At 70.4% G+C, this 18329-nt stretch carries 14 protein-coding genes; 13 read left to right on the plus strand and 1 reads right to left on the minus strand.

What is annotated here, in order from left to right:
• Positions 1-6: 6 nt before the first annotated feature.
• The 13 genes from ACFXOM_RS04770 (at position 7) to ACFXOM_RS04830 (ending at position 14289) form a co-directional block, all read left to right on the plus strand.
• Entirely contained in the window at positions 7-1716 is a 1710-nt protein-coding gene (locus ACFXOM_RS04770) for a UDP-N-acetylmuramoyl-L-alanyl-D-glutamate--2,6-diaminopimelate ligase (protein ID WP_384930031.1), read from the plus strand.
• Complete coding sequence (gene murF, locus ACFXOM_RS04775; RefSeq protein WP_384930028.1) at positions 1716-3155, plus strand: UDP-N-acetylmuramoyl-tripeptide--D-alanyl-D-alanine ligase; 1440 nt, start codon at positions 1716-1718, stop codon at positions 3153-3155. The genes ACFXOM_RS04770 and murF overlap by 1 nt, the downstream gene beginning before the upstream one ends.
• The gene (gene mraY / locus ACFXOM_RS04780; RefSeq protein WP_384930025.1) at positions 3152-4222 is read left to right on the plus strand and encodes a phospho-N-acetylmuramoyl-pentapeptide-transferase; all 1071 of its coding nucleotides are present in this window, start codon (positions 3152-3154) and stop codon (positions 4220-4222) included. Before murF ends, mraY begins: the two co-directional genes overlap by 4 nt.
• Positions 4219-5646: a UDP-N-acetylmuramoyl-L-alanine--D-glutamate ligase gene (gene murD / locus ACFXOM_RS04785; RefSeq protein WP_384930023.1), complete on the plus strand. Its 1428-nt coding sequence runs from the start codon at positions 4219-4221 to the stop codon at positions 5644-5646. Before mraY ends, murD begins: the two co-directional genes overlap by 4 nt.
• 62 nt (positions 5647-5708) lie before the next feature.
• The gene (gene ftsW / locus ACFXOM_RS04790) at positions 5709-7187 is read left to right on the plus strand and encodes a putative lipid II flippase FtsW (protein ID WP_384930020.1); all 1479 of its coding nucleotides are present in this window, start codon (positions 5709-5711) and stop codon (positions 7185-7187) included.
• A gap of 6 nt (positions 7188-7193) precedes the next feature.
• Positions 7194-8288 carry an undecaprenyldiphospho-muramoylpentapeptide beta-N-acetylglucosaminyltransferase gene (murG, locus tag ACFXOM_RS04795; protein ID WP_384930018.1) on the plus strand — a complete coding sequence of 365 codons (1095 nt, stop codon included), beginning with the start codon at positions 7194-7196 and terminating at the stop codon, positions 8286-8288.
• Positions 8289-8303: 15 nt separating this feature from the next.
• Positions 8304-9104, plus strand: a complete 801-nt coding sequence (locus ACFXOM_RS04800) for a cell division protein FtsQ/DivIB (protein WP_384930016.1) — start codon at positions 8304-8306, stop codon at positions 9102-9104.
• A 279-nt stretch (positions 9105-9383) separates the two neighbouring features.
• A complete protein-coding gene (ftsZ, locus tag ACFXOM_RS04805) occupies positions 9384-10601 on the plus strand; it encodes a cell division protein FtsZ (RefSeq protein ID WP_384930013.1) in 1218 nt (405 codons plus the stop codon).
• A complete protein-coding gene (pgeF, locus tag ACFXOM_RS04810; protein ID WP_384930010.1) occupies positions 10598-11332 on the plus strand; it encodes a peptidoglycan editing factor PgeF in 735 nt (244 codons plus the stop codon). Before ftsZ ends, pgeF begins: the two co-directional genes overlap by 4 nt.
• A complete protein-coding gene (locus ACFXOM_RS04815) occupies positions 11329-12048 on the plus strand; it encodes a YggS family pyridoxal phosphate-dependent enzyme (protein WP_384930008.1) in 720 nt (239 codons plus the stop codon). Before pgeF ends, ACFXOM_RS04815 begins: the two co-directional genes overlap by 4 nt.
• A 124-nt stretch (positions 12049-12172) precedes the next feature.
• Complete coding sequence (locus ACFXOM_RS04820) at positions 12173-12796, plus strand: cell division protein SepF (RefSeq protein ID WP_384930005.1); 624 nt, start codon at positions 12173-12175, stop codon at positions 12794-12796.
• A 70-nt stretch (positions 12797-12866) separates the two neighbouring features.
• Complete coding sequence (locus tag ACFXOM_RS04825; RefSeq protein WP_384930002.1) at positions 12867-13163, plus strand: YggT family protein; 297 nt, start codon at positions 12867-12869, stop codon at positions 13161-13163.
• A 49-nt stretch (positions 13164-13212) separates the two neighbouring features.
• On the plus strand, positions 13213-14289 hold the full coding sequence (locus ACFXOM_RS04830) for a DivIVA domain-containing protein (protein ID WP_384929999.1): 1077 nt from the start codon (positions 13213-13215) through the stop codon (positions 14287-14289).
• A gap of 315 nt (positions 14290-14604) precedes the next feature.
• Here the strand turns inward: ACFXOM_RS04830 and ileS are convergent, their stop codons facing one another.
• Positions 14605-17775, minus strand: coding sequence for an isoleucine--tRNA ligase (gene ileS, locus ACFXOM_RS04835; RefSeq protein ID WP_384929996.1), 3171 nt, complete (start codon positions 17773-17775; stop codon positions 14605-14607).
• Positions 17776-18329 lie beyond the last annotated feature (554 nt).

An 18329-nucleotide genomic window follows, 5' to 3' on the forward strand; every position in this document is an offset into this window, starting at 1 on the left:
CCACCAGTGAGAACGATCACGTCCGACTCCGGGAACCACGAGCCGGGTGCCACCCGCGCCGCCCCGCCGCCGACCTCACCCGGAGACGGCGGCGCGGCCCTCGCGCCCCCCTCATTTAGCGCCCGTCCCGGTGCGCCCGGTACGCTCACCGCCGTGCCACATGCTGATCAGTACCGAACCGCCCCACCCCGTCCGGCCGAGGTCCGCCCCGTCGACCTCGCAGAGCTGGCCGACCGGCTGGAGGTCGAGCCCCCGGGCTCCGGCGCGGTCACCGGCATCACGCACGACTCGCGTGCCGTGCGTCCCGGTGACGTGTACGCCGCACTGCCCGGCGCCCGGCTGCACGGCGCCGACTACGTCGCCCAGGCCAAGGACCTGGGGGCGGCCGCGATCCTCACCGATCCCACCGGCGCCGAGCGCGCAGCGGCGACCGGACTCCCCGTCCTGGTCACCGGGAATCCGCGCGGCCGGATGGGGGAGCTCGCCGCCGCGATCTACGGGCGGCCCGGCGAGGGCCTGCTGCAGATCGGCATCACGGGAACCTCCGGGAAGACCACCACGGCGTACCTCGTCGAGGGCGGGCTGCGCGGCGCGGGCCACCGCACCGGCCTGATCGGCACCGTGGAGATGCGCATCGAAGACGAGCGCATCAAGTCGGAGCGCACCACTCCCGAAGCCACCGACCTGCAGGCGCTGTTCGCGGTGATGCGCGAGCGCGGTGTCGAGTCGGTCGCCATGGAGGTCTCCAGCCACGCGCTGGTGCTCGGCCGGGTCGACGGCTGCGTCTTCGACGTCGCGGTCTTCAACAACCTCTCGCCGGAGCACATGGAGTTCCACTCCGGCATGGAGGACTACTTCCAGGCCAAGGCCCAGCTGTTCACCGCGGCCCGGGCGCGGCGGGGCGTCGTCAACCTGGACGACGAGTACGGCCGCCGCCTCACGACGGAGTCCGGCATCCCGGTCGTCACCTTCTCGGCCGAAGGGCACCCGGACGCCGACTGGCGCGCTGAGGACGTCGAAGTGGGGGCCGTGGATTCCACCTTCACCGCCGTCGGCCCGCAGGGCGAGCGGGTCCGCGCCACCGCGCCGCTGCCCGGGCCGTTCAACGTCGCCAACACCCTCGCCGCGATCGTCACTCTGGCCGTCGCCGGCGTCGACCCGCAGACCGCCGCCGACGGCGTCGCCGCCGTCCCCGGCGTCCCGGGCCGGCTGGAGCGCGTCGACGCGGGCCAGCCGTACCTCGCCGTGGTCGACTACGCGCACAAGACGGACGCCGTCGAATCCGTCCTGCGGTCGCTGCGCAAGGTCACCCAGGGCAAGCTGCACATCGTCCTCGGCTGCGGCGGCGACCGGGACCAGAGCAAGCGCGGACCGATGGGTGCGGCGGCCGCCCGCCTGGCGGACACCGCGGTACTGACCGCGGACAACCCGCGTTCCGAGGACCCCCTCGCGATCCTCGCCGCCATGCTGGCGGGCGCCGCCGAGGTGCCGGTCCACGAGCGGGGCGACGTCCTCGTCGACGCGGACCGGGCCGCCGCCATCGCCGCGGCCGTGGCGCGCGCGCAGCCGGGCGACACGGTGCTCGTCGCGGGCAAGGGCCACGAGCAGGGCCAGGACATCGCAGGCGTGGTGCGTCCCTTCGACGACCGGCAGGTGCTCCGCGAAGCGATCGAGCACCGGCACAAGACGTCACAGGAACAGGCGGGGATGCCGTAGTGATCGCCCTCTCCCTCGCCGAGATCGCCGAAATCGTCGGCGGGCAGCCGCACGACATACCGGACCCCTCCGTGCAGGTCACCGGCCCCGTGGTGCGGGACTCGCGGGAGGTCGGACCGGGCAGCCTCTTCGTCGCCTTCGTGGGCGAACGCGTCGACGGCCACGACTACGCGGCGGACGTCGTCGGGGCGGGCGCGGTCGCCGTTCTGGCCTCACGCCCGGTCGGCGTGCCCGCCGTCGTCGTCGACGACGTGCAGGCGGCGCTCGGCGCGCTCGCCCGCGCCGTCGTGGAGCGTCTCGGCACGACCCTCGTGGCGCTCACCGGCTCCGCGGGCAAGACAAGCACCAAGGACCTCATCGCACAGGTGCTGCAGCGCAAGGCGCCGACCGTCTTCACGCCCGGCTCCCTCAACAACGAGATCGGTCTGCCGCTCACGGCGCTGACCGCCACCGAGGAGACCCGGTTCCTCGTCCTGGAGATGGGTGCGCGCGGCATCGGCCACATCCGCTACCTCGCGGGCCTCACCCCGCCGAGGATCGGCCTGGTCCTGAACGTCGGCACCGCCCACATCGGCGAGTTCGGCGGTCGCGAGCAGATCGCCCGGGCCAAGGGCGAACTCGTCGAGAGCCTTCCCCCGGCGGAGCGGGGCGGTGTGGCCGTCCTCAACGCCGATGACGCCCTGGTACGTGCGATGGCGTCCCGGACGGAGGCCCGCGTCGTGCTGTTCGGGGAGTCGGACGAAGCGGACGTACGCGCCGAGAACGTGCGACTCCTGCCGAGCGGGCAGCCCGCATTCCGGCTTCGCACACCCTCCGGGTGCAGTGACGTGACCTTGCGGCTGTACGGTGAGCACCACGTGTCGAACGCGCTCGCCGCGGCCGCCGTCGCCCATGAGCTGGGCATGTCCGTGGACGAGATCGCCACTGCGCTCTCGGAGGCGGGCACCCTCTCCCGCTGGCGCATGGAGGTCACCGAGCGTCCGGACGGCGTGACGGTCGTCAACGACGCCTACAACGCGAACCCCGAGTCCATGCGAGCCGCTCTGCGCGCGCTCGTGGCCATGGGCGCGGCCGCCCAGGCCGAAGGGGGACGCACGTGGGCGGTGCTCGGCCCTATGGCCGAGCTCGGGGAGGAGTCGCTCGCCGAGCACGACGCGGTCGGACGGCTCGCCGTCCGGCTCAACGTCAGCAAGCTCGTCGCAGTCGGGGGCAGGGAAGCGTCCTGGTTGCAACTGGGCGCCTATAACGAGGGTTCGTGGGGTGAGGAGTCGGTGCACGTGTCCGACGCGCAGGCGGCTGTCGACCTGTTGCGCAGAGAGCTGCGTCCGGGAGATGTCGTACTGGTGAAGGCTTCAAGGTCGGCCGGGCTCGAGCGGATCGCCCAGGCGCTGCTCGACGACTGCGCCGGGTCGTCCGAGGGGCAGGTCGCCGGTCGATGAGGCAGATCCTCTTCGCGGGAGCCATCGGGCTCTTCCTGACGCTCATCGGTACCCCGCTGCTGATCAAGCTGCTGGCCCGCAAGGGGTACGGGCAGTTCATCCGTGACGACGGACCGCGCAGCCACGGCAGCAAGAAGGGCACGCCCACCATGGGCGGCATCGCCTTCATCCTCGCCACGCTCATCGCGTACGCCCTCGCCAAGGTGATCACCGGCGAGGACCCGAGGTTCTCCGGCGTCCTGGTGCTCTTCCTGATGACGGGCATGGGCCTGGTGGGCTTCCTCGACGACTACATCAAGATCGTCAAACAGCGGTCCCTGGGCCTGCGGGCCAAGGCGAAGATGGCGGGGCAGCTGATCGTCGGTATCGCCTTCGCCGTGTTGGCGCTGCAGTTCGCGGACAACCGCGGCCAGACGCCGGCGTCCACGCGGCTGTCGTTCGTCACCGACTTCGGCTGGTCCATCGGCCCGGTGCTGTTCGTCGTCTGGGCGCTTTTCATGATCCTCGCCATGTCGAACGGGGTGAACCTCACCGACGGCCTCGACGGTCTGGCCACCGGCGCGTCCGTGATGGTCTTCGGCGCCTACACCTTCATCGGACTCTGGCAGTTCCAGGAGTCGTGCGCCAATGCCGTGACGCTGACCAATCCCAACGCCTGTTTCGAGGTGCGCGACCCGCTGGACCTCGCCGTGGTCGCCTCCGCGTTGATGGGCGCCTGCTTCGGCTTCCTGTGGTGGAACACTTCGCCGGCCAAGATCTTCATGGGCGACACGGGCTCGCTCGCCCTCGGCGGTGCCCTCGCGGGTCTCGCGATCTGCTCCCGCACGGAGCTGCTCCTGGCGATCCTCGGCGGCCTGTTCGTCCTGATCACCATGTCCGTGATCATCCAGGTCGGTTCGTTCCGGCTCACCGGCAAGCGCGTGTTCCGGATGGCGCCGCTGCAGCACCACTTCGAGCTCAAGGGGTGGTCCGAGGTTCTCGTCGTGGTCCGTTTCTGGATCATCCAGGGCATGTGCGTCATCGTGGGTCTGGGACTCTTCTACGCGGGCTGGGCGGCCGACAAGTGAGCACGCAGGACTGGCAGGGCAAGCACGTCACCGTCGCCGGGCTGGGCGTGAGCGGCATCCCCGCCGCCCGCGTCCTGCACCGCCTCGGCGCCGTCGTCACGGTCGTCAACGACGGCGACGACGAGCGGGCGCGCGCCCAGGCCGCGGAGCTCGAGGCGGAGGGGATCACCGTTCGCCTCGGCGACGGGGACACCCTGCCGGAGGGCACCGAGCTGGTCGTCACCGCGCCCGGCTGGAAGCCGGACAAGCCCCTGTTCACCGCCGCCGCCGAGGCCGGCGTGGAGGTCTGGGGCGACGTGGAGCTCGCCTGGCGGCTGCGCGACCCCGACGCCGCCCCTTGGCTCGCCGTCACCGGCACCAACGGCAAGACCACCACGGTGCGGATGCTCGCCTCGATCCTGGAGGCGGCCGGTCTGAAGACCGCGGCCGTCGGGAACATCGGGGTGTCGCTGCTCGACGCCGTGCTCGGTGAGGAGGGGCACGATCCGTACGACGTGCTCGCCGTCGAGCTCTCCAGCTACCAGCTGCACTGGGCGCCCTCGTTGCGCGCCCACTCCGCCGCCGTGCTCAACCTGGCGCCGGACCACCTGGACTGGCACGGCTCGATGGAGGCGTACGCGGCCGACAAGGGCCGGATCTACGAGGGGAACACGGTCGCCTGCGTCTACAACGCCGCCGATCCCGCCACCGAGGACCTGGTGCGCGGGGCGGACGTCGTGGAGGGCTGCCGGGCGATCGGCTTCACGCTCGGTACACCGGGCCCCTCGCAGCTCGGAGTCGTGGACGGCATCCTCGTGGACCGTGCGTTCGTCGAGAACCGCCAGAAGCAGGCGCAGGAACTCGCCGAGGTCTCCGACGTCAATCCGCCGGCCCCGCACAACATCGCCAACGCGCTCGCCGCGGCGGCGCTCGCCCGCGCCTTCGGGGTCGAGCCCGCCGCGGTACGGGACGGGCTGCGGAGCTTCCGTCCCGACGCGCACCGCATCGAACATGTCGCCGAGGTCGACGGTGTGGCGTACGTGGACGACTCCAAGGCCACCAACACCCATGCCGCAGAAGCATCCTTGGCGGCGTACGACCCGATCGTCTGGATCGCGGGCGGTCTCGCCAAGGGCGCGACGTTCGACGAGCTCGTGCAGAAGTCGGCCGAGCGGCTCCGCGGGGTCGTTCTGATCGGCGCGGAACGGGCACTGATCGCCGAAGCCCTCGCGCGACACGCGCCCGAGGTCCCGGTGGTCGACCTCGAGCGGACCGACACTGGGGCGATGTCGGCGGCCGTCCGCGAGGCGGCACGGCTCGCGCGGCCGGGGGACACGGTACTGCTGGCCCCCGCCTGCGCCTCGATGGACATGTTCGTCAACTACAACAAGCGAGGCGAGGCCTTCGCGGACGCGGTCCGCGCACTCGCCGCCGAGCGCGCCTGACCGGCCGCGGCCCCACCGTCGCGATCCGGCGGCGTCGGCCACGACTGGAGGGGACAGCGACCATGCCGCCCGACGCCACCGCGCCCCAGCGGGTACTCCCCGCGCACAGTGCGGCCGCAGCCCGCCGGTTCGTCGGCGCCCTCGCGGACGCGGCCGCCTCCGTGGGCCGCGTCCCGGCGCCGCAACCGGCCGTCGCCTCGGCCCCTCCGGGTGTCCTGCTGCGCAACGGCACCGCGGGGTCGCGCCGGTCGCCCGCCCCGCGCAGGGGCGGGGGCCGCAACGGCGGAGGGCCGACCTCTCCGTCCGGGAACGGACTCCGAGTGCTGTACGAGAGGGCGCGACGCGCCTGGGACCGCCCGCTCACCGCCTACTACCTGATCCTGGGCGCAGGGTTGCTGATCACGGTGCTGGGGCTGGTGATGGTCTACTCCGCGTCGATGATCACCGCGCTGGAGCTGTCCCTGCCCGCGTCCTACTTCTTCAGGAAGCAGTTCCTCGCGGCCGCCATCGGCACGTGCCTGCTGCTGATCGCCTCCCGGATGCCGTCCAAGCTCCACCGGGCCCTGGCGTACCCCCTGCTCGTCGGTAGCGTCTTCCTGATGGTCCTGGTCCAGGTCCCGGGGATAGGGCATGCCGTCAACGGCAACCAGAACTGGCTCTACCTGGGCGGGCCCTTCCAGCTCCAGCCCAGCGAGTTCGGCAAGCTCGCGCTGATCCTCTGGGGCGCCGACCTGCTCGCCCGCAAACAGGAAAAGCGGCTGCTCACCCAGTGGAAGCACCTGCTCGTGCCGCTCGTCCCGGTCGCCTTCGTCCTGCTCGGCCTGATCATGCTCGGCGGCGACATGGGCACCGCCATCATCCTGACCGCGATCCTCTTCGGGCTCCTGTGGCTCGCCGGGGCACCCACCCGTCTCTTCGCGGGGGTCCTCGGCGTCGCCACGGTGATCGGTGCCGTCCTGATCAGGACGAGTTCCAACCGCATGGCCAGGTTCCAGTGCATCGGCGCGACAGATCCGGGACCCGACGACCACTGCTGGCAGGCCGTGCACGGGATCTATGCTCTTGCGTCCGGAGGCTGGTTCGGTTCTGGCATCGGGGCAAGTGTGGAAAAATGGGGTCAACTCCCTGAGCCGCACACCGACTTCATTTTCGCCATCACCGGGGAGGAACTGGGGCTGGCGGGGACGCTGTCGGTGCTCGCCCTGTTCGCGGCTCTAGGCTATGCGGGTATCCGCGTGGCCGGACGCACGGAGGACCCCTTCGTGAGGTACGCCGCGGGAGGCGTGACCACCTGGATCACGGCCCAGGCCGTGGTCAACATCGGTGCGGTGCTCGGCCTGCTGCCGATCGCCGGTGTCCCCCTCCCGCTGTTCTCATACGGGGGCTCCGCCCTGCTGCCGACCATGTTCGCCGTGGGACTGCTGATCGCCTTCGCGCGAGAGGATCCCGCCGCGAGGGCGGCCCTGGCCATGCGGACGCCCGGGGTGAGATGGAAGACGATGAGACGGCGCGTCAAGGAACGTCCGTCCGGAGAGCGGTGAATTTCGGTGCATGTCGTACTCGCCGGCGGGGGGACCGCCGGCCACATCGAGCCTGCGCTCGCCCTCGCGGACGCCCTGCGTAGGCACGATCCGACGGTGGGCATCACTGCCCTCGGCACGGAACGGGGACTGGAGACCAGGCTCGTCCCGGAGCGGGGCTACGAGCTGGCACTGATCCCCGCGGTGCCGCTGCCACGCAAGCCGACCCCCGAGTTGATCACCGTCCCGGGGCGGCTGCGCGGCACGATCAAGGCCGCGGAACAGGTCCTGGAGCGCACCAAGGCCGACGCCGTCGTGGGCTTCGGCGGCTACGTCGCGCTGCCGGGCTACCTCGCCGCGAAGCGGCTCGGGGTGCCGATCATCGTGCACGAGGCCAACGCCCGCCCGGGCCTGGCCAACAAGATCGGCTCCCGGTACGCCGCCGCCGTCGCGGTTTCGACCCCCGACAGCAAGCTGCGCGGCGCCCGCTACATCGGCATCCCGTTGCGTCGTTCCATCGCCACCCTCGACCGGGCCCGGGTCAGGCCCGAGGCGCGCGCCGCCTTCGGTCTCGACCCCAGCCTGCCCACGCTGCTGGTCTCCGGCGGTTCCCAGGGAGCCCGCCGACTCAACGAAGTGGTGCAGCAGGTCGCACCGCTGCTCCAGCGCTCCGGCATCCAGATCCTGCACGCCGTGGGTCCGAAGAACGAACTGCCACGCGTGGACAACATGCCCGGGATGCCGCCCTACATCCCGGTACCGTACGTGGATCGGATGGACTTGGCGTACGCAGCGGCCGACATGATGCTCTGCCGCGCGGGCGCCATGACCGTCGCCGAACTCTCCGCCGTCGGGCTGCCGGCCGCCTATGTCCCGCTGCCGATCGGCAACGGCGAACAGCGGCTCAATGCCCAGCCGGTGGTGAAGTCGGGCGGTGGACTCCTGGTCGACGACGCCGAGCTGACCCCCGAGTGGATCCAGGGGAACGTGCTCCCGGTGCTCGCCGATCCGCACCGGCTGTACGAGATGTCCCGTGCTGCCGCCGAGTTCGGCCGCCGGGATGCCGACGATCTGCTTGTCGGAATGGTGTACGAGGCGATTGCCGCACGCCGTCAGGCGTAGGGAAGGGCAGGGAGCATGGCCGGACCGACGGCTGCCGAGCGCGGCACGCGGAAGCCGAACGGCCCGTCGCCAGCCGGCCGGGTGCCGGGCGGCAGTTCGTCCCGGCGCCCCCGCCTGCCCCGCCCCCGCGTCCTCCTGCTCCTCGTGGCGGTGCTCGTGCTCGGCGGGGCGGGGGTCTGGGCGCTCTACGGCTCCGACTGGTTGCGCGTCGAGCGCGTCGGGGTGTCCGGCACCAAGGTCCTGACGCCCCGTGAAGTCCTGGCGGTGGCGGAGGTGCCCGTCGGTGAGCCGTTGATCTCCGTCGACACGGGTCGTATGGAAGACCGGTTGCGCAAGGAACTGCCCCGCATCGATGCGGTCGAAGTCGCCCGCTCCTGGCCCCACGGGATCGCGGTCCGGGTGACCGAGCGAACGCCCGTCCTCCTCATCGGGAAGCAGGCCAAGTTCATCGAAGTGGACGCAAAAGGCGTGCGCTTCGCCACGGTGGAGGACGCCCCCCGGGGGCTTCCGCTGCTGGAATGGGCGGCTGCCCGGTCGCCGAGCCTGTCGCGCTTCGGCGAGTCGCGTCTGGTGCGCGAGGCGGTCCGCGTCGTCGGCGAACTCCCCGCGCACGTCAAGAAGGACACCCGGACCGTCCGGGTCGTCTCGTACGATTCCGTCACACTGAAGCTGACGCACGGTCGCAGCGTGCAGTGGGGCAGCGGCGAAGAAGGGGAGGCCAAGGCTCGGGCGCTCACCGTGCTCATGAAGGCGGAGCCCGAAGCCCGGCACTTCGACGTGAGTGCACCCACGGCGCCTGCCGCATCGGGCAGTTGACGCACAAATGCGCAGGCCAACACCCTGGTTGGTCAGCGCAACGGCTGATCACATAGGGTGAAAAGAAAAACGGGAGGTTCGGCGTGTTCGTTGAACGCGCGCCACTTGTCGACTTAGTGTCTCGTTCGAGAGAGTCCAGGAATCAGAGACACTGGTAACCCTAAACTTCAACGTTAGGGTTTGGGTCGGCGTTTCGGACCGTCCCATCGGCATCCGTCGTCGCGGCGCGGGATCACCCGCGGAGCGGCGACACGTATCTCGAGGCGAGAGGCCTTCGACGTGGCAGCACCGCAGAACTACCTCGCAGTCATCAAGGTCATCGGTGTCGGCGGCGGTGGTGTCAATGCCATCAACCGGATGATCGAGGTCGGCCTCAAGGGCGTCGAGTTCATCGCGATCAACACCGACGCGCAAGCCCTGCTGATGAGCGACGCCGACGTCAAGCTCGACGTCGGTCGCGAGCTCACCCGCGGCCTCGGCGCCGGCGCCAACCCGGCAGTCGGCCGCAAGGCGGCAGAGGACCACCGCGAGGAGATCGAGGAGGTCCTCAAGGGGGCCGACATGGTCTTCGTCACCGCCGGCGAAGGGGGCGGCACCGGCACCGGCGGCGCGCCCGTCGTGGCCAACATCGCACGCTCGCTCGGAGCCCTGACCATCGGCGTGGTCACCCGGCCCTTCACCTTCGAGGGCCGACGCCGCGCCAACCAGGCCGAAGACGGCATCGCCGAACTCCGCGAAGAGGTCGACACCCTCATCGTCATCCCGAACGACCGGCTGCTGTCCATCTCGGACCGCCAGGTCAGCGTGCTGGACGCCTTCAAGTCCGCGGACCAGGTGCTGCTCTCCGGCGTCCAGGGCATCACGGACCTCATCACCACCCCGGGACTGATCAACCTCGACTTCGCCGACGTCAAGTCGGTGATGTCCGAGGCGGGCTCCGCGCTCATGGGCATCGGTTCGGCCCGCGGGGACGACCGCGCCGTGGCCGCGGCCGAGATGGCGATCTCCTCGCCACTGCTCGAGGCCTCCATCGACGGCGCGCGCGGCGTCCTCCTTTCCATCTCCGGCGGCTCGGACCTGGGTCTGTTCGAGATCAACGAGGCGGCACAGCTGGTCAGCGAAGCCGCCCACCCCGAAGCCAACATCATCTTCGGCGCCGTCATCGACGACGCCCTGGGGGACGAGGTACGGGTCACGGTCATCGCCGCGGGCTTCGACGGGGGGCAGCCCCCCGCCCGACGGGACAACGTGATCGGTTCCGCGTCCGCCAAGCGCGACGAACCGGCCCCGACCCCGTCCTCCCGTCCCGAGGCACCGAGGACCCTGGGCGGCCTCGGCACCGTTCCGCCGCGCGAGGAGCCGGCGGCGCCGGTCGAGCCCGCACCGGCCGCGAACAACGAGACGCCGCTGCCGTCGACCCCCTCCCCGCAGGTCCCGCCGGCCCGTCCGTACGACAGCCAGGCGGAAGAGCTGGACGTCCCGGACTTCCTGAAGTGATACACGAGCACGACACCGTGAGCGGCGCGCACTTCGCCTTCACCGACAGGTGGGGCGGGGTGAGCGCCGCTCCGTACGAGGAGCTCAACCTGGGCGGTGCGGTCGGTGACGACCCCGTCGCCGTTGGTAGGAACCGGGCGCTCGTGGCCGGATCCCTGGGACTCGACCCGGGCCTCGTCGTGTGGATGAACCAGGTGCACGGGCCGGAGGTCGCCGTCGTCGACGGTCCCTGGACGTCCGGGGACGTCCCTGCGGTGGACGGGGTGGTGACCGCCCGGCGCGGTCTGGCGCTCGCGGTCCTCACCGCTGACTGCACCCCTGTGCTGTTGGCCGACCCCGTCGCGTCGGTCGTGGCCGCCGCCCACGCGGGACGGCCCGGAATGGTCGCCGGGGTCGTTCCGGCCGCCGTCGAGGCGATGGTCACACTGGGGGCCGATCCGGCGCGCATCGTGGCCCGGACCGGTCCGGCGGTCTGCGGGCGCTGCTACGAAGTCCCGGAAGCCATGCGGTCCGACGTCGCCGCGGTGGCGCCGGCGGCTTGGGCCGAGACGAGCTGGGGCACTCCGGCCGTCGACGTCACCGCTGGGGTGCACGCCCAGCTCGAGGCCCTCGGGGTGACGGACCGTACGGCGTCTTCGGTCTGCACCCGGGAATCCGAGGACCATTACTCGTACCGCCGCGACCGCACCACCGGGCGGCTCGCGGGCTATGTCTGGCTGGATGGGGCATGACCGACCGCAGGAACGAACTGGCCGCGAACCTGGCGCGCGTGGAGGAACGTATCGCCTCCGCTTGTGCCGCAGCCGGCCGCAAGCGGGAGGAGGTGACCCTGATCGTGGTCACCAAGACCTACCCCGCGAGCGACGTCCGGCTGCTGCACGAACTCGGGGTCCGGCACGTCGCGGAGAACAAGGACCAGGACGCTGCCCCGAAGGCTGCCGCCTGCTCGGACCTGTCGCTTACATGGCACTTTGTCGGTCAGCTTCAGACGAACAAGGCCCGATCTGTGGCGAGTTATGCCGATGTGGTGCAGTCGGTCGACCGGTTGAAACTCGTTCGTGCCCTGTCCGCAGGGGCGGTCCACGCGGAACGGGAGCTGGGGTGTCTGATCCAGGTGGCCCTTGACGCGGAGTCGGGGCAGCAGGGCGACCGTGGTGGTGTAGCGCCCGACGGGATCGAGGAGTTGGCCGCCGCGGTGGACGCGGCGCCCGGGCTCAGGCTCGACGGACTGATGACCGTCGCGCCCCTTTCGGGACCCTATGCGGGACGTCAACATGCCGCCTTCGAGCGGCTGGTGGAATTCTCATCCCGCCTGCGCGCGGACCGCCCGACTGCGAACATGGTGTCCGCAGGGATGAGTGCGGACCTCGAACAGGCCGTTGCAGCCGGAGCGACACACGTGCGCGTCGGTACGGCGGTACTCGGAGTCCGACCCAGGCTCGGGTAACGTCGCGAAGCAAGTCGGACCACGGCAGAAAATATGGTCTTTTCCGTCGAACGGCGGACGGGCCGAGTGGATCGCGGGCACTTGGTGACGTAGTCGATCCACCACAGAGCGGAGGACTCAGAGAATGGCCGGCGCGATGCGCAAGATGGCGGTCTACCTCGGCCTCGTGGAGGACGATGGGTACGACGGCCGGGGGTTCGACCCCGACGACGACTTCGAACCCGAGATGGAGCCGGAGCCCGAGCGGGACCGCCGCCGGCACCAGCCCGCCCATCAGGTCGAGCGGGAGGAGCCGGCGCGCGCCGTCTCACCGCCCGCGCCGCGCGAGCCCGTATCCCATCCCGCACCGCTCCCCGTCGAAAACGGACGTCCGGCACGAATCGCCCCCGTGGCATCCATCACACCTGAACGTCCGAATCTGGAGAAGAACGCACCTGTGATCATGCCCAAGGTCGTGTCCGAGCGGGAGCCCTACCGCATCACCACGCTGCACCCGCGGACCTACAACGAGGCCCGTACCATCGGGGAACACTTCCGTGAGGGCACTCCGGTGATCATGAATCTCACGGAGATGGACGACACCGATGCAAAGCGACTTGTCGACTTTGCCGCGGGACTCGTCTTCGGTCTTCATGGCAGCATTGAGCGGGTGACGCAGAAGGTGTTCCTGCTGTCGCCTGCTAACGTCGATGTCACGGCGGAGGACAAGGCCCGTATTGCAGAGGGCGGGTTCTTCAACCAGAGCTAGAAAGCACGACCGAGGGAACAGCCCGGCCGCAAGGTCGGACAACGAGAGCCAGGGGAGAGGGAAGCGCGGGATGGGCGTGGCACTGCAGGTGATCTACATCGTGCTGACGTGCTTCCTTATCGTGCTCATTTTCCGGCTGGTCATGGACTACGTCTTCCAGTTCGCCCGCTCGTGGCAACCCGGGAAGGCGATGGTGGTCGTCCTGGAGGCCACCTACACTGTCACCGATCCACCGCTCAAGCTCCTGCGGCGGTTCATTCCGCCGCTGCGTCTCGGGGGCGTGGCACTCGATCTGTCCTTCTTCGTTCTGATGATCATCGTCTACATCCTGATCTCCATCGTGAACAGCTTTGCGAGCCGGATGTGAGCGATACGGTCTTGCCGACTGCCGACGACTACGTAGAGGTGAAGAAGACATGCCGCTGACCCCCGAGGACGTGCGGAACAAGCAGTTCACGACCGTCCGCCTCCGAGAAGGCTATGACGAGGACGAGGTCGATGCCTTCCTCGACGAGGTCGAAGCCGAGCTGACGCGCCTGCTCCGTGAGAACGAGGACCTGAGGGCGAAGCTGGCCGCAGCGACCCGCGCCGCTGCGCAGAACCAGCAACAGCAAGGAATGCGTAAACCGGAGCCGCAGGACAGTCGAGGTCCAGGGGCACCCGTGCCCGCCGCCATATCCGGACCCCCCGTCCAGCAGCAGCCGCCTCAGATGGGTCCCCCCCAGCTGCCCGGTGGTGCTCCTCAGCTGCCGGCCGGTCCCGGTGGTCAGGGCCCGATGGGTCCCGGCCCGATGCAGGGTGGTCCGATGGGCGGCCCCATGGGCGGTCCGATGGGTGGCCCGATGGGCGGTCCGATGGGTGGCGGCCCCCAGATGCCGCAGCCGGGCCAGGGTCCGGGCGGCGACAGTGCGGCCCGTGTGCTGTCGCTCGCCCAGCAGACCGCCGACCAGGCGATCGCGGAGGCCCGTTCCGAGGCCAACAAGATCGTCGGCGAGGCCCGGTCGCGAGCCGAGGGCCTGGAGCGGGACGCCCGTGCCAAGGCCGACGCGCTGGAGCGGGACGCCCAGGAGAAGCACCGCGTCGCGATGGGCTCCCTGGAGTCCGCCCGCGCCACGCTGGAGCGCAAGGTCGAGGACCTGCGGGGCTTCGAGCGTGAGTACCGTACGCGCCTGAAGTCGTACCTGGAGAGCCAGCTGCGCCAGCTCGAGACCCAGGCGGACGACTCGCTGGCCCCGCCGCGGTCGCAGTCGGCCCCGTCGCTGCCGCCGTCCCCGTCGATGGCTCCGGCAGGAGCAGGTGCCCCGTCGTTCGGTGGCAACCAGACGATGGGTGGCAACCAGCCCATGGGCGGACCCCAGTCGTACGGTGGCCAGCAGCAGATGTCGCCCGCGATGACGCAGCCCATGGCACCGGTGCGACCGCAGGGTCAGCAGCCGATGCAGCAGGCGCCGTCGCCGATGCGCGGGTTCCTCATCGACGAGGACGACAACTGACGGCGGGAGACGCGCTGAGCGCGTAGCCGTCGGCAGGCATTCAGGGCCGGGGAGCCGGCTGCTGCGGCCAAGGGTGTCCGGCCGGGGGCGGCGGGCGCGGGCCTGTCCGACTTCGGACACGCGAGACGAGTCGAGGCGGCCCACACCGGTACAGACGGCGTGCTACCAACCGACCAACCGACCAACCGACCGACCGGCCGACCGGCCAGGCCAGGTCAGGCCAGGCCCTCGCCCAAGACGCCCTCGCCCCCGGCACACGGCCTCGACCGTGTCCCGGGGGCGAGGGGGACGACGGAGAAAGCCCCCGCCGCGCGCCTACGCCTTGCGGAGGCGGAACGTCAGGGACAGGCCCTCGTCCGTGAACGGCTGCCCGAACGTTCCGTCCGCCTCGCCCTGAGCGAAGTCGGTCGCCAGGACCTCGTCCGCGATCAGCTCGGTGTGGTCCGTGAGGGCGGTCGTGACCTCCGCGTCGGTGGAGGACCAACGCAGGGCGATCCGGTCCGCCACGTCCAGACCGCTGTTCTTGCGGGCCTCTTGGATCAGCCGGATCGCGTCCCGGGCCAGGCCCGCGAGCCGCAATTCCGGAGTGATCTCCAGGTCCAGCGCCACCGTCGCGCCCTGGTCCGAAGCCACCGACCAGCCCTCGCGCGGGGTCTCCGTGATGATGACCTCCTCCGGGGAGAGGGTGATCTTCTCGCCGTTCACCTCCAGCGTGGCCACGCCTTCACGCAGGGCGAGCGACAGTGCCGCCGCGTCCGCGGCCGCCACCGCCTTGGCCACGTCCTGAACTCCCTTGCCGAAGCGCTTGCCCAGGGCCCGGAAGTTCGCCTTGGCCGTGGTGTCCACCAGCGAACCGCCCACCTCGGACAGGGACGCCAGCGACGAGACGTTGAGCTCCTCGGTGATCTGGGCGTGCAGTTCGGGCGACAGGGACTCGAAGCCGGCCGCCGCCACCAGCGCCCGTGACAGCGGCTGCCGGGTCTTCACACCCGACTCCGCCCGCGTTGCCCGTCCCAGCTCCACGAGCCTGCGGACCAGCACCATCTGCTGCGAGAGGGTCGGGTCGACGGCGGAGAGGTCCGCTTCCGGCCAGCTGGACAGGTGCACGGACTCGGGGGCGTCGGGTGTCACCGGGACCACCAGGTCCTGCCACACCCGCTCGGTGATGAACGGGGTCAGCGGGGCCATGAGACGGGTGACGGTCTCCACGGCCTCGTGCAGGGTGCGCAGCGCGGCCTTGTCGCCCTGCCAGAAACGCCGCCGCGAGCGTCGCACGTACCAGTTCGACAGGTCGTCGACGAACGCGGACAGCAGCTTGCCGGCGCGCTGGGTGTCGTAGTCCTCCAGCGCCTGCGTGACCTGGTCCACCAGGGCGTGCAGCTCGCTGAGCAGCCAGCGGTCCAGCACCGGACGTTCGGCCGGCGTCGGGTCAGCGGCGGACGGCGCCCACTGCGAGGTGCGTGCGTACAGGGCCTGGAAGGCGACCGTGTTCCAGTACGTGAGGAGCGTCTTGCGCACGACCTCCTGGATCGTGCCGTGACCGACGCGGCGGGCCGCCCACGGCGAGCCGCCGGCCGCCATGAACCAGCGCACCGCGTCGGCGCCGTGCTGGTCCATGAGCGGGATCGGCTGAAGGATGTTGCCCAGGTGCTTGGACATCTTGCGGCCGTCCTCGGCGAGGATGTGGCCCAGGCAGACCACGTTCTCGTACGACGACTTGTCGAAGACCAGCGTCCCGACGGCCATCAGGGTGTAGAACCAGCCGCGGGTCTGGTCGATCGCCTCGGAGATGAACTGCGCCGGGTAGCGGCTCTCGAACAACTCCTTGTCCTTGTACGGGTAGCCGTACTGCGCGAACGGCATGGAGCCCGAGTCGTACCAGGCGTCGATCACCTCGGGCACCCGCGTGGACGTCGCCGAGCACTGTGGGCAGGGGAAGGTCACGTCGTCGATGAACGGACGGTGCGGGTCCAGGGCCGACTGGTCCTCGCCCGTCAGCTCGGTCAGCTCGGCGCGCGAGCCGACGCAGGTCAGGTGGTTCTCCTCGCAGCGCCAGATCGGCAGTGGTGTGCCCCAGTACCGGTTGCGGGACAGCGCCCAGTCGATGTTGTTGTTCAGCCAGTCGCCGAAGCGGCCGTGCTTGACCGACTCGGGGAACCAGTTCGTCCGCTCGTTCTCCTCGAGCAGCCGGTCCTTGACCGCGGTCGTCCGGATGTACCAGGACGGCTGCGCGTAGTAGAGGAGCGCCGTGTGGCAGCGCCAGCAGTGCGGGTAGCTGTGCTCGTACGGGACGTGCCGGAAGAGCAGCCCGCGGGTGGCGAGGTCCTTGGTGAGCGCCTCGTCGGCCTTCTTGAAGAAGATCCCGCCGACCAGCGGTACGTCCTCCTCGAAGGTGCCGTCGGGGCGGACCGGGTTCACCACCGGCAGCCCATACGCACGGCAGACCTTGAGGTCGTCCTCACCGAAGGCGGGCGACTGGTGGACCAGGCCCGTACCGTCGCCGGTGGTCACGTACTCGGCGTTGACGACGAAGTGCGCCTCGGCGGGGAACTCCACCAGAGAGAAGGGACGCTCGTAGGTCCAGCGCTCCATTTCGGCGCCGGTGAAGGTCTGCCCGGTCGCCACCCAGTCTCCCCCTGGTCCCTGCGGCCCGGGCGACGCCCCCACGCCGAGCACCTTCTCCAGCAGGGGCTCGGCGACGACGAGCTTCTCCTCGCCGTCCGTCGCCACCACGTAGGTGACCTCGGGGTGCACGGCGACGGCGGTGTTCGAGACCAGCGTCCACGGGGTCGTCGTCCACACGAGGAGCGAGGCCTCGCCGGCGAGCGGGCCCGACGTCAGGGGGAAGCGGACGAACACGGACGGGTCGACGACCGTCTCGTAGCCCTGCGCCAGCTCGTGGTCGGACAGCCCCGTGCCGCAGCGGGGGCACCACGGGGCGACGCGGTGGTCCTGGACCAGCAGCCCCTTGGTGAAGATCTCCTTCAGCGACCACCAGACCGACTCGATGTACTCCGGGTCCATCGTCCGGTACGCGGCGTCGAGGTCGACCCAGTAGCCCATGCGGTTCGTCAGGTCGGCGAAGGCGTCGGTGTGGCGGGTCACGGACTCGCGGCACTTGGCGTTGAATTCCGCGATGCCGAAGGCCTCGATGTCCTTCTTGCCGTTGAAGCCGAGCTCCTTCTCCACCGCGAGCTCGACCGGCAGGCCGTGGCAGTCCCAGCCGGCCTTGCGCGCCACGTGGTAGCCCCGCATGGTGCGGTAGCGCGGGAAGACGTCCTTGAAGACGCGGGCTTCGATGTGGTGGGCGCCGGGCATGCCGTTGGCGGTGGGCGGACCCTCGTAGAAGACCCATTCCGGGCGGCCCTCGGACTGCTCCAGGCTCTTTGCGAAGATCTTGCTCTCACGCCAGAAGTCGAGCACGGCGTGCTCCAGCGCGGGCAGGTCGACCTGGGCGGGTACCTGGTGGTACTGCGGCGGCGTCATGTGACGAGCTCCTCCAACGGACTGTGGCTCTCTTCCGTCGGAGGGACGAGAGCCAAGCGCTGTGCTCCCGCGGTACCACCCTCCTTGGCTCCCGGCGCCGCCGATGAGCCCCCTCATTGGGGTCGCGATGCCGGGTCTACTGGCCGTGCGGGACGTCCCGCGGGCGTTCTTCCGGCGGCTCCGGGGTGATGCTTCGCCTCGCGCTCGCCCCCGGGCTCCCACCGTCCCCGGGTCGCTCTTGGCTGCGTACGACGCTACTCGTCCCCATCCACGCCTTTCGCTGCGCCCAGTGTACGGGCCCGCGCCGACGGAGGCGGACCGGTTTTCCCGGCCTGCCGCACGGACGTCGCACGGGTTCCGCCCGTGACCCGATCGGGCAGACCGGGCAGTCCGGAGTCGGGCACCGCCCGAGTGGCGGATTACGAGGCGGGGAGCTGGGCACAACGGATGCAGACTCGTGGTGGGGAGGCGCGGGGCAGCTTCGATCGGCGGCGTGCCCCGTTGCCGCGGGGCTGGGACCGATTTATCGTCCCAGCACGATTCGCGAGCAAGAT

Origin of the sequence: Streptomyces sp. NPDC059169 (assembly GCF_042755225.1) — a bacterium.
In the GTDB taxonomy this organism is placed as follows: Bacteria; Actinomycetota; Actinomycetes; order Streptomycetales; family Streptomycetaceae; genus Streptomyces.

Excerpts from the sequence above, each read along its gene's own strand:
- ileS (WP_384929996.1), bottom strand. The coding sequence starts at position 17,775 with ATGACGCCGCCGCAGTACCACCAGGTACCCGCCCAGGTCGACCTGCCC.
- ACFXOM_RS04830 (WP_384929999.1), top strand. The coding sequence starts at position 13,213 with ATGCCGCTGACCCCCGAGGACGTGCGGAACAAGCAGTTCACGACCGTC.
- ACFXOM_RS04825 (WP_384930002.1), top strand. The coding sequence starts at position 12,867 with ATGGGCGTGGCACTGCAGGTGATCTACATCGTGCTGACGTGCTTCCTT.
- ACFXOM_RS04800 (WP_384930016.1), top strand. The coding sequence starts at position 8,304 with ATGGCCGGACCGACGGCTGCCGAGCGCGGCACGCGGAAGCCGAACGGC.
- ftsW (WP_384930020.1), top strand. The coding sequence starts at position 5,709 with ATGCCGCCCGACGCCACCGCGCCCCAGCGGGTACTCCCCGCGCACAGT.
- ACFXOM_RS04820 (WP_384930005.1), top strand. The coding sequence starts at position 12,173 with ATGGCCGGCGCGATGCGCAAGATGGCGGTCTACCTCGGCCTCGTGGAG.
- mraY (WP_384930025.1), top strand. The coding sequence starts at position 3,152 with ATGAGGCAGATCCTCTTCGCGGGAGCCATCGGGCTCTTCCTGACGCTC.
- ACFXOM_RS04815 (WP_384930008.1), top strand. The coding sequence starts at position 11,329 with ATGACCGACCGCAGGAACGAACTGGCCGCGAACCTGGCGCGCGTGGAG.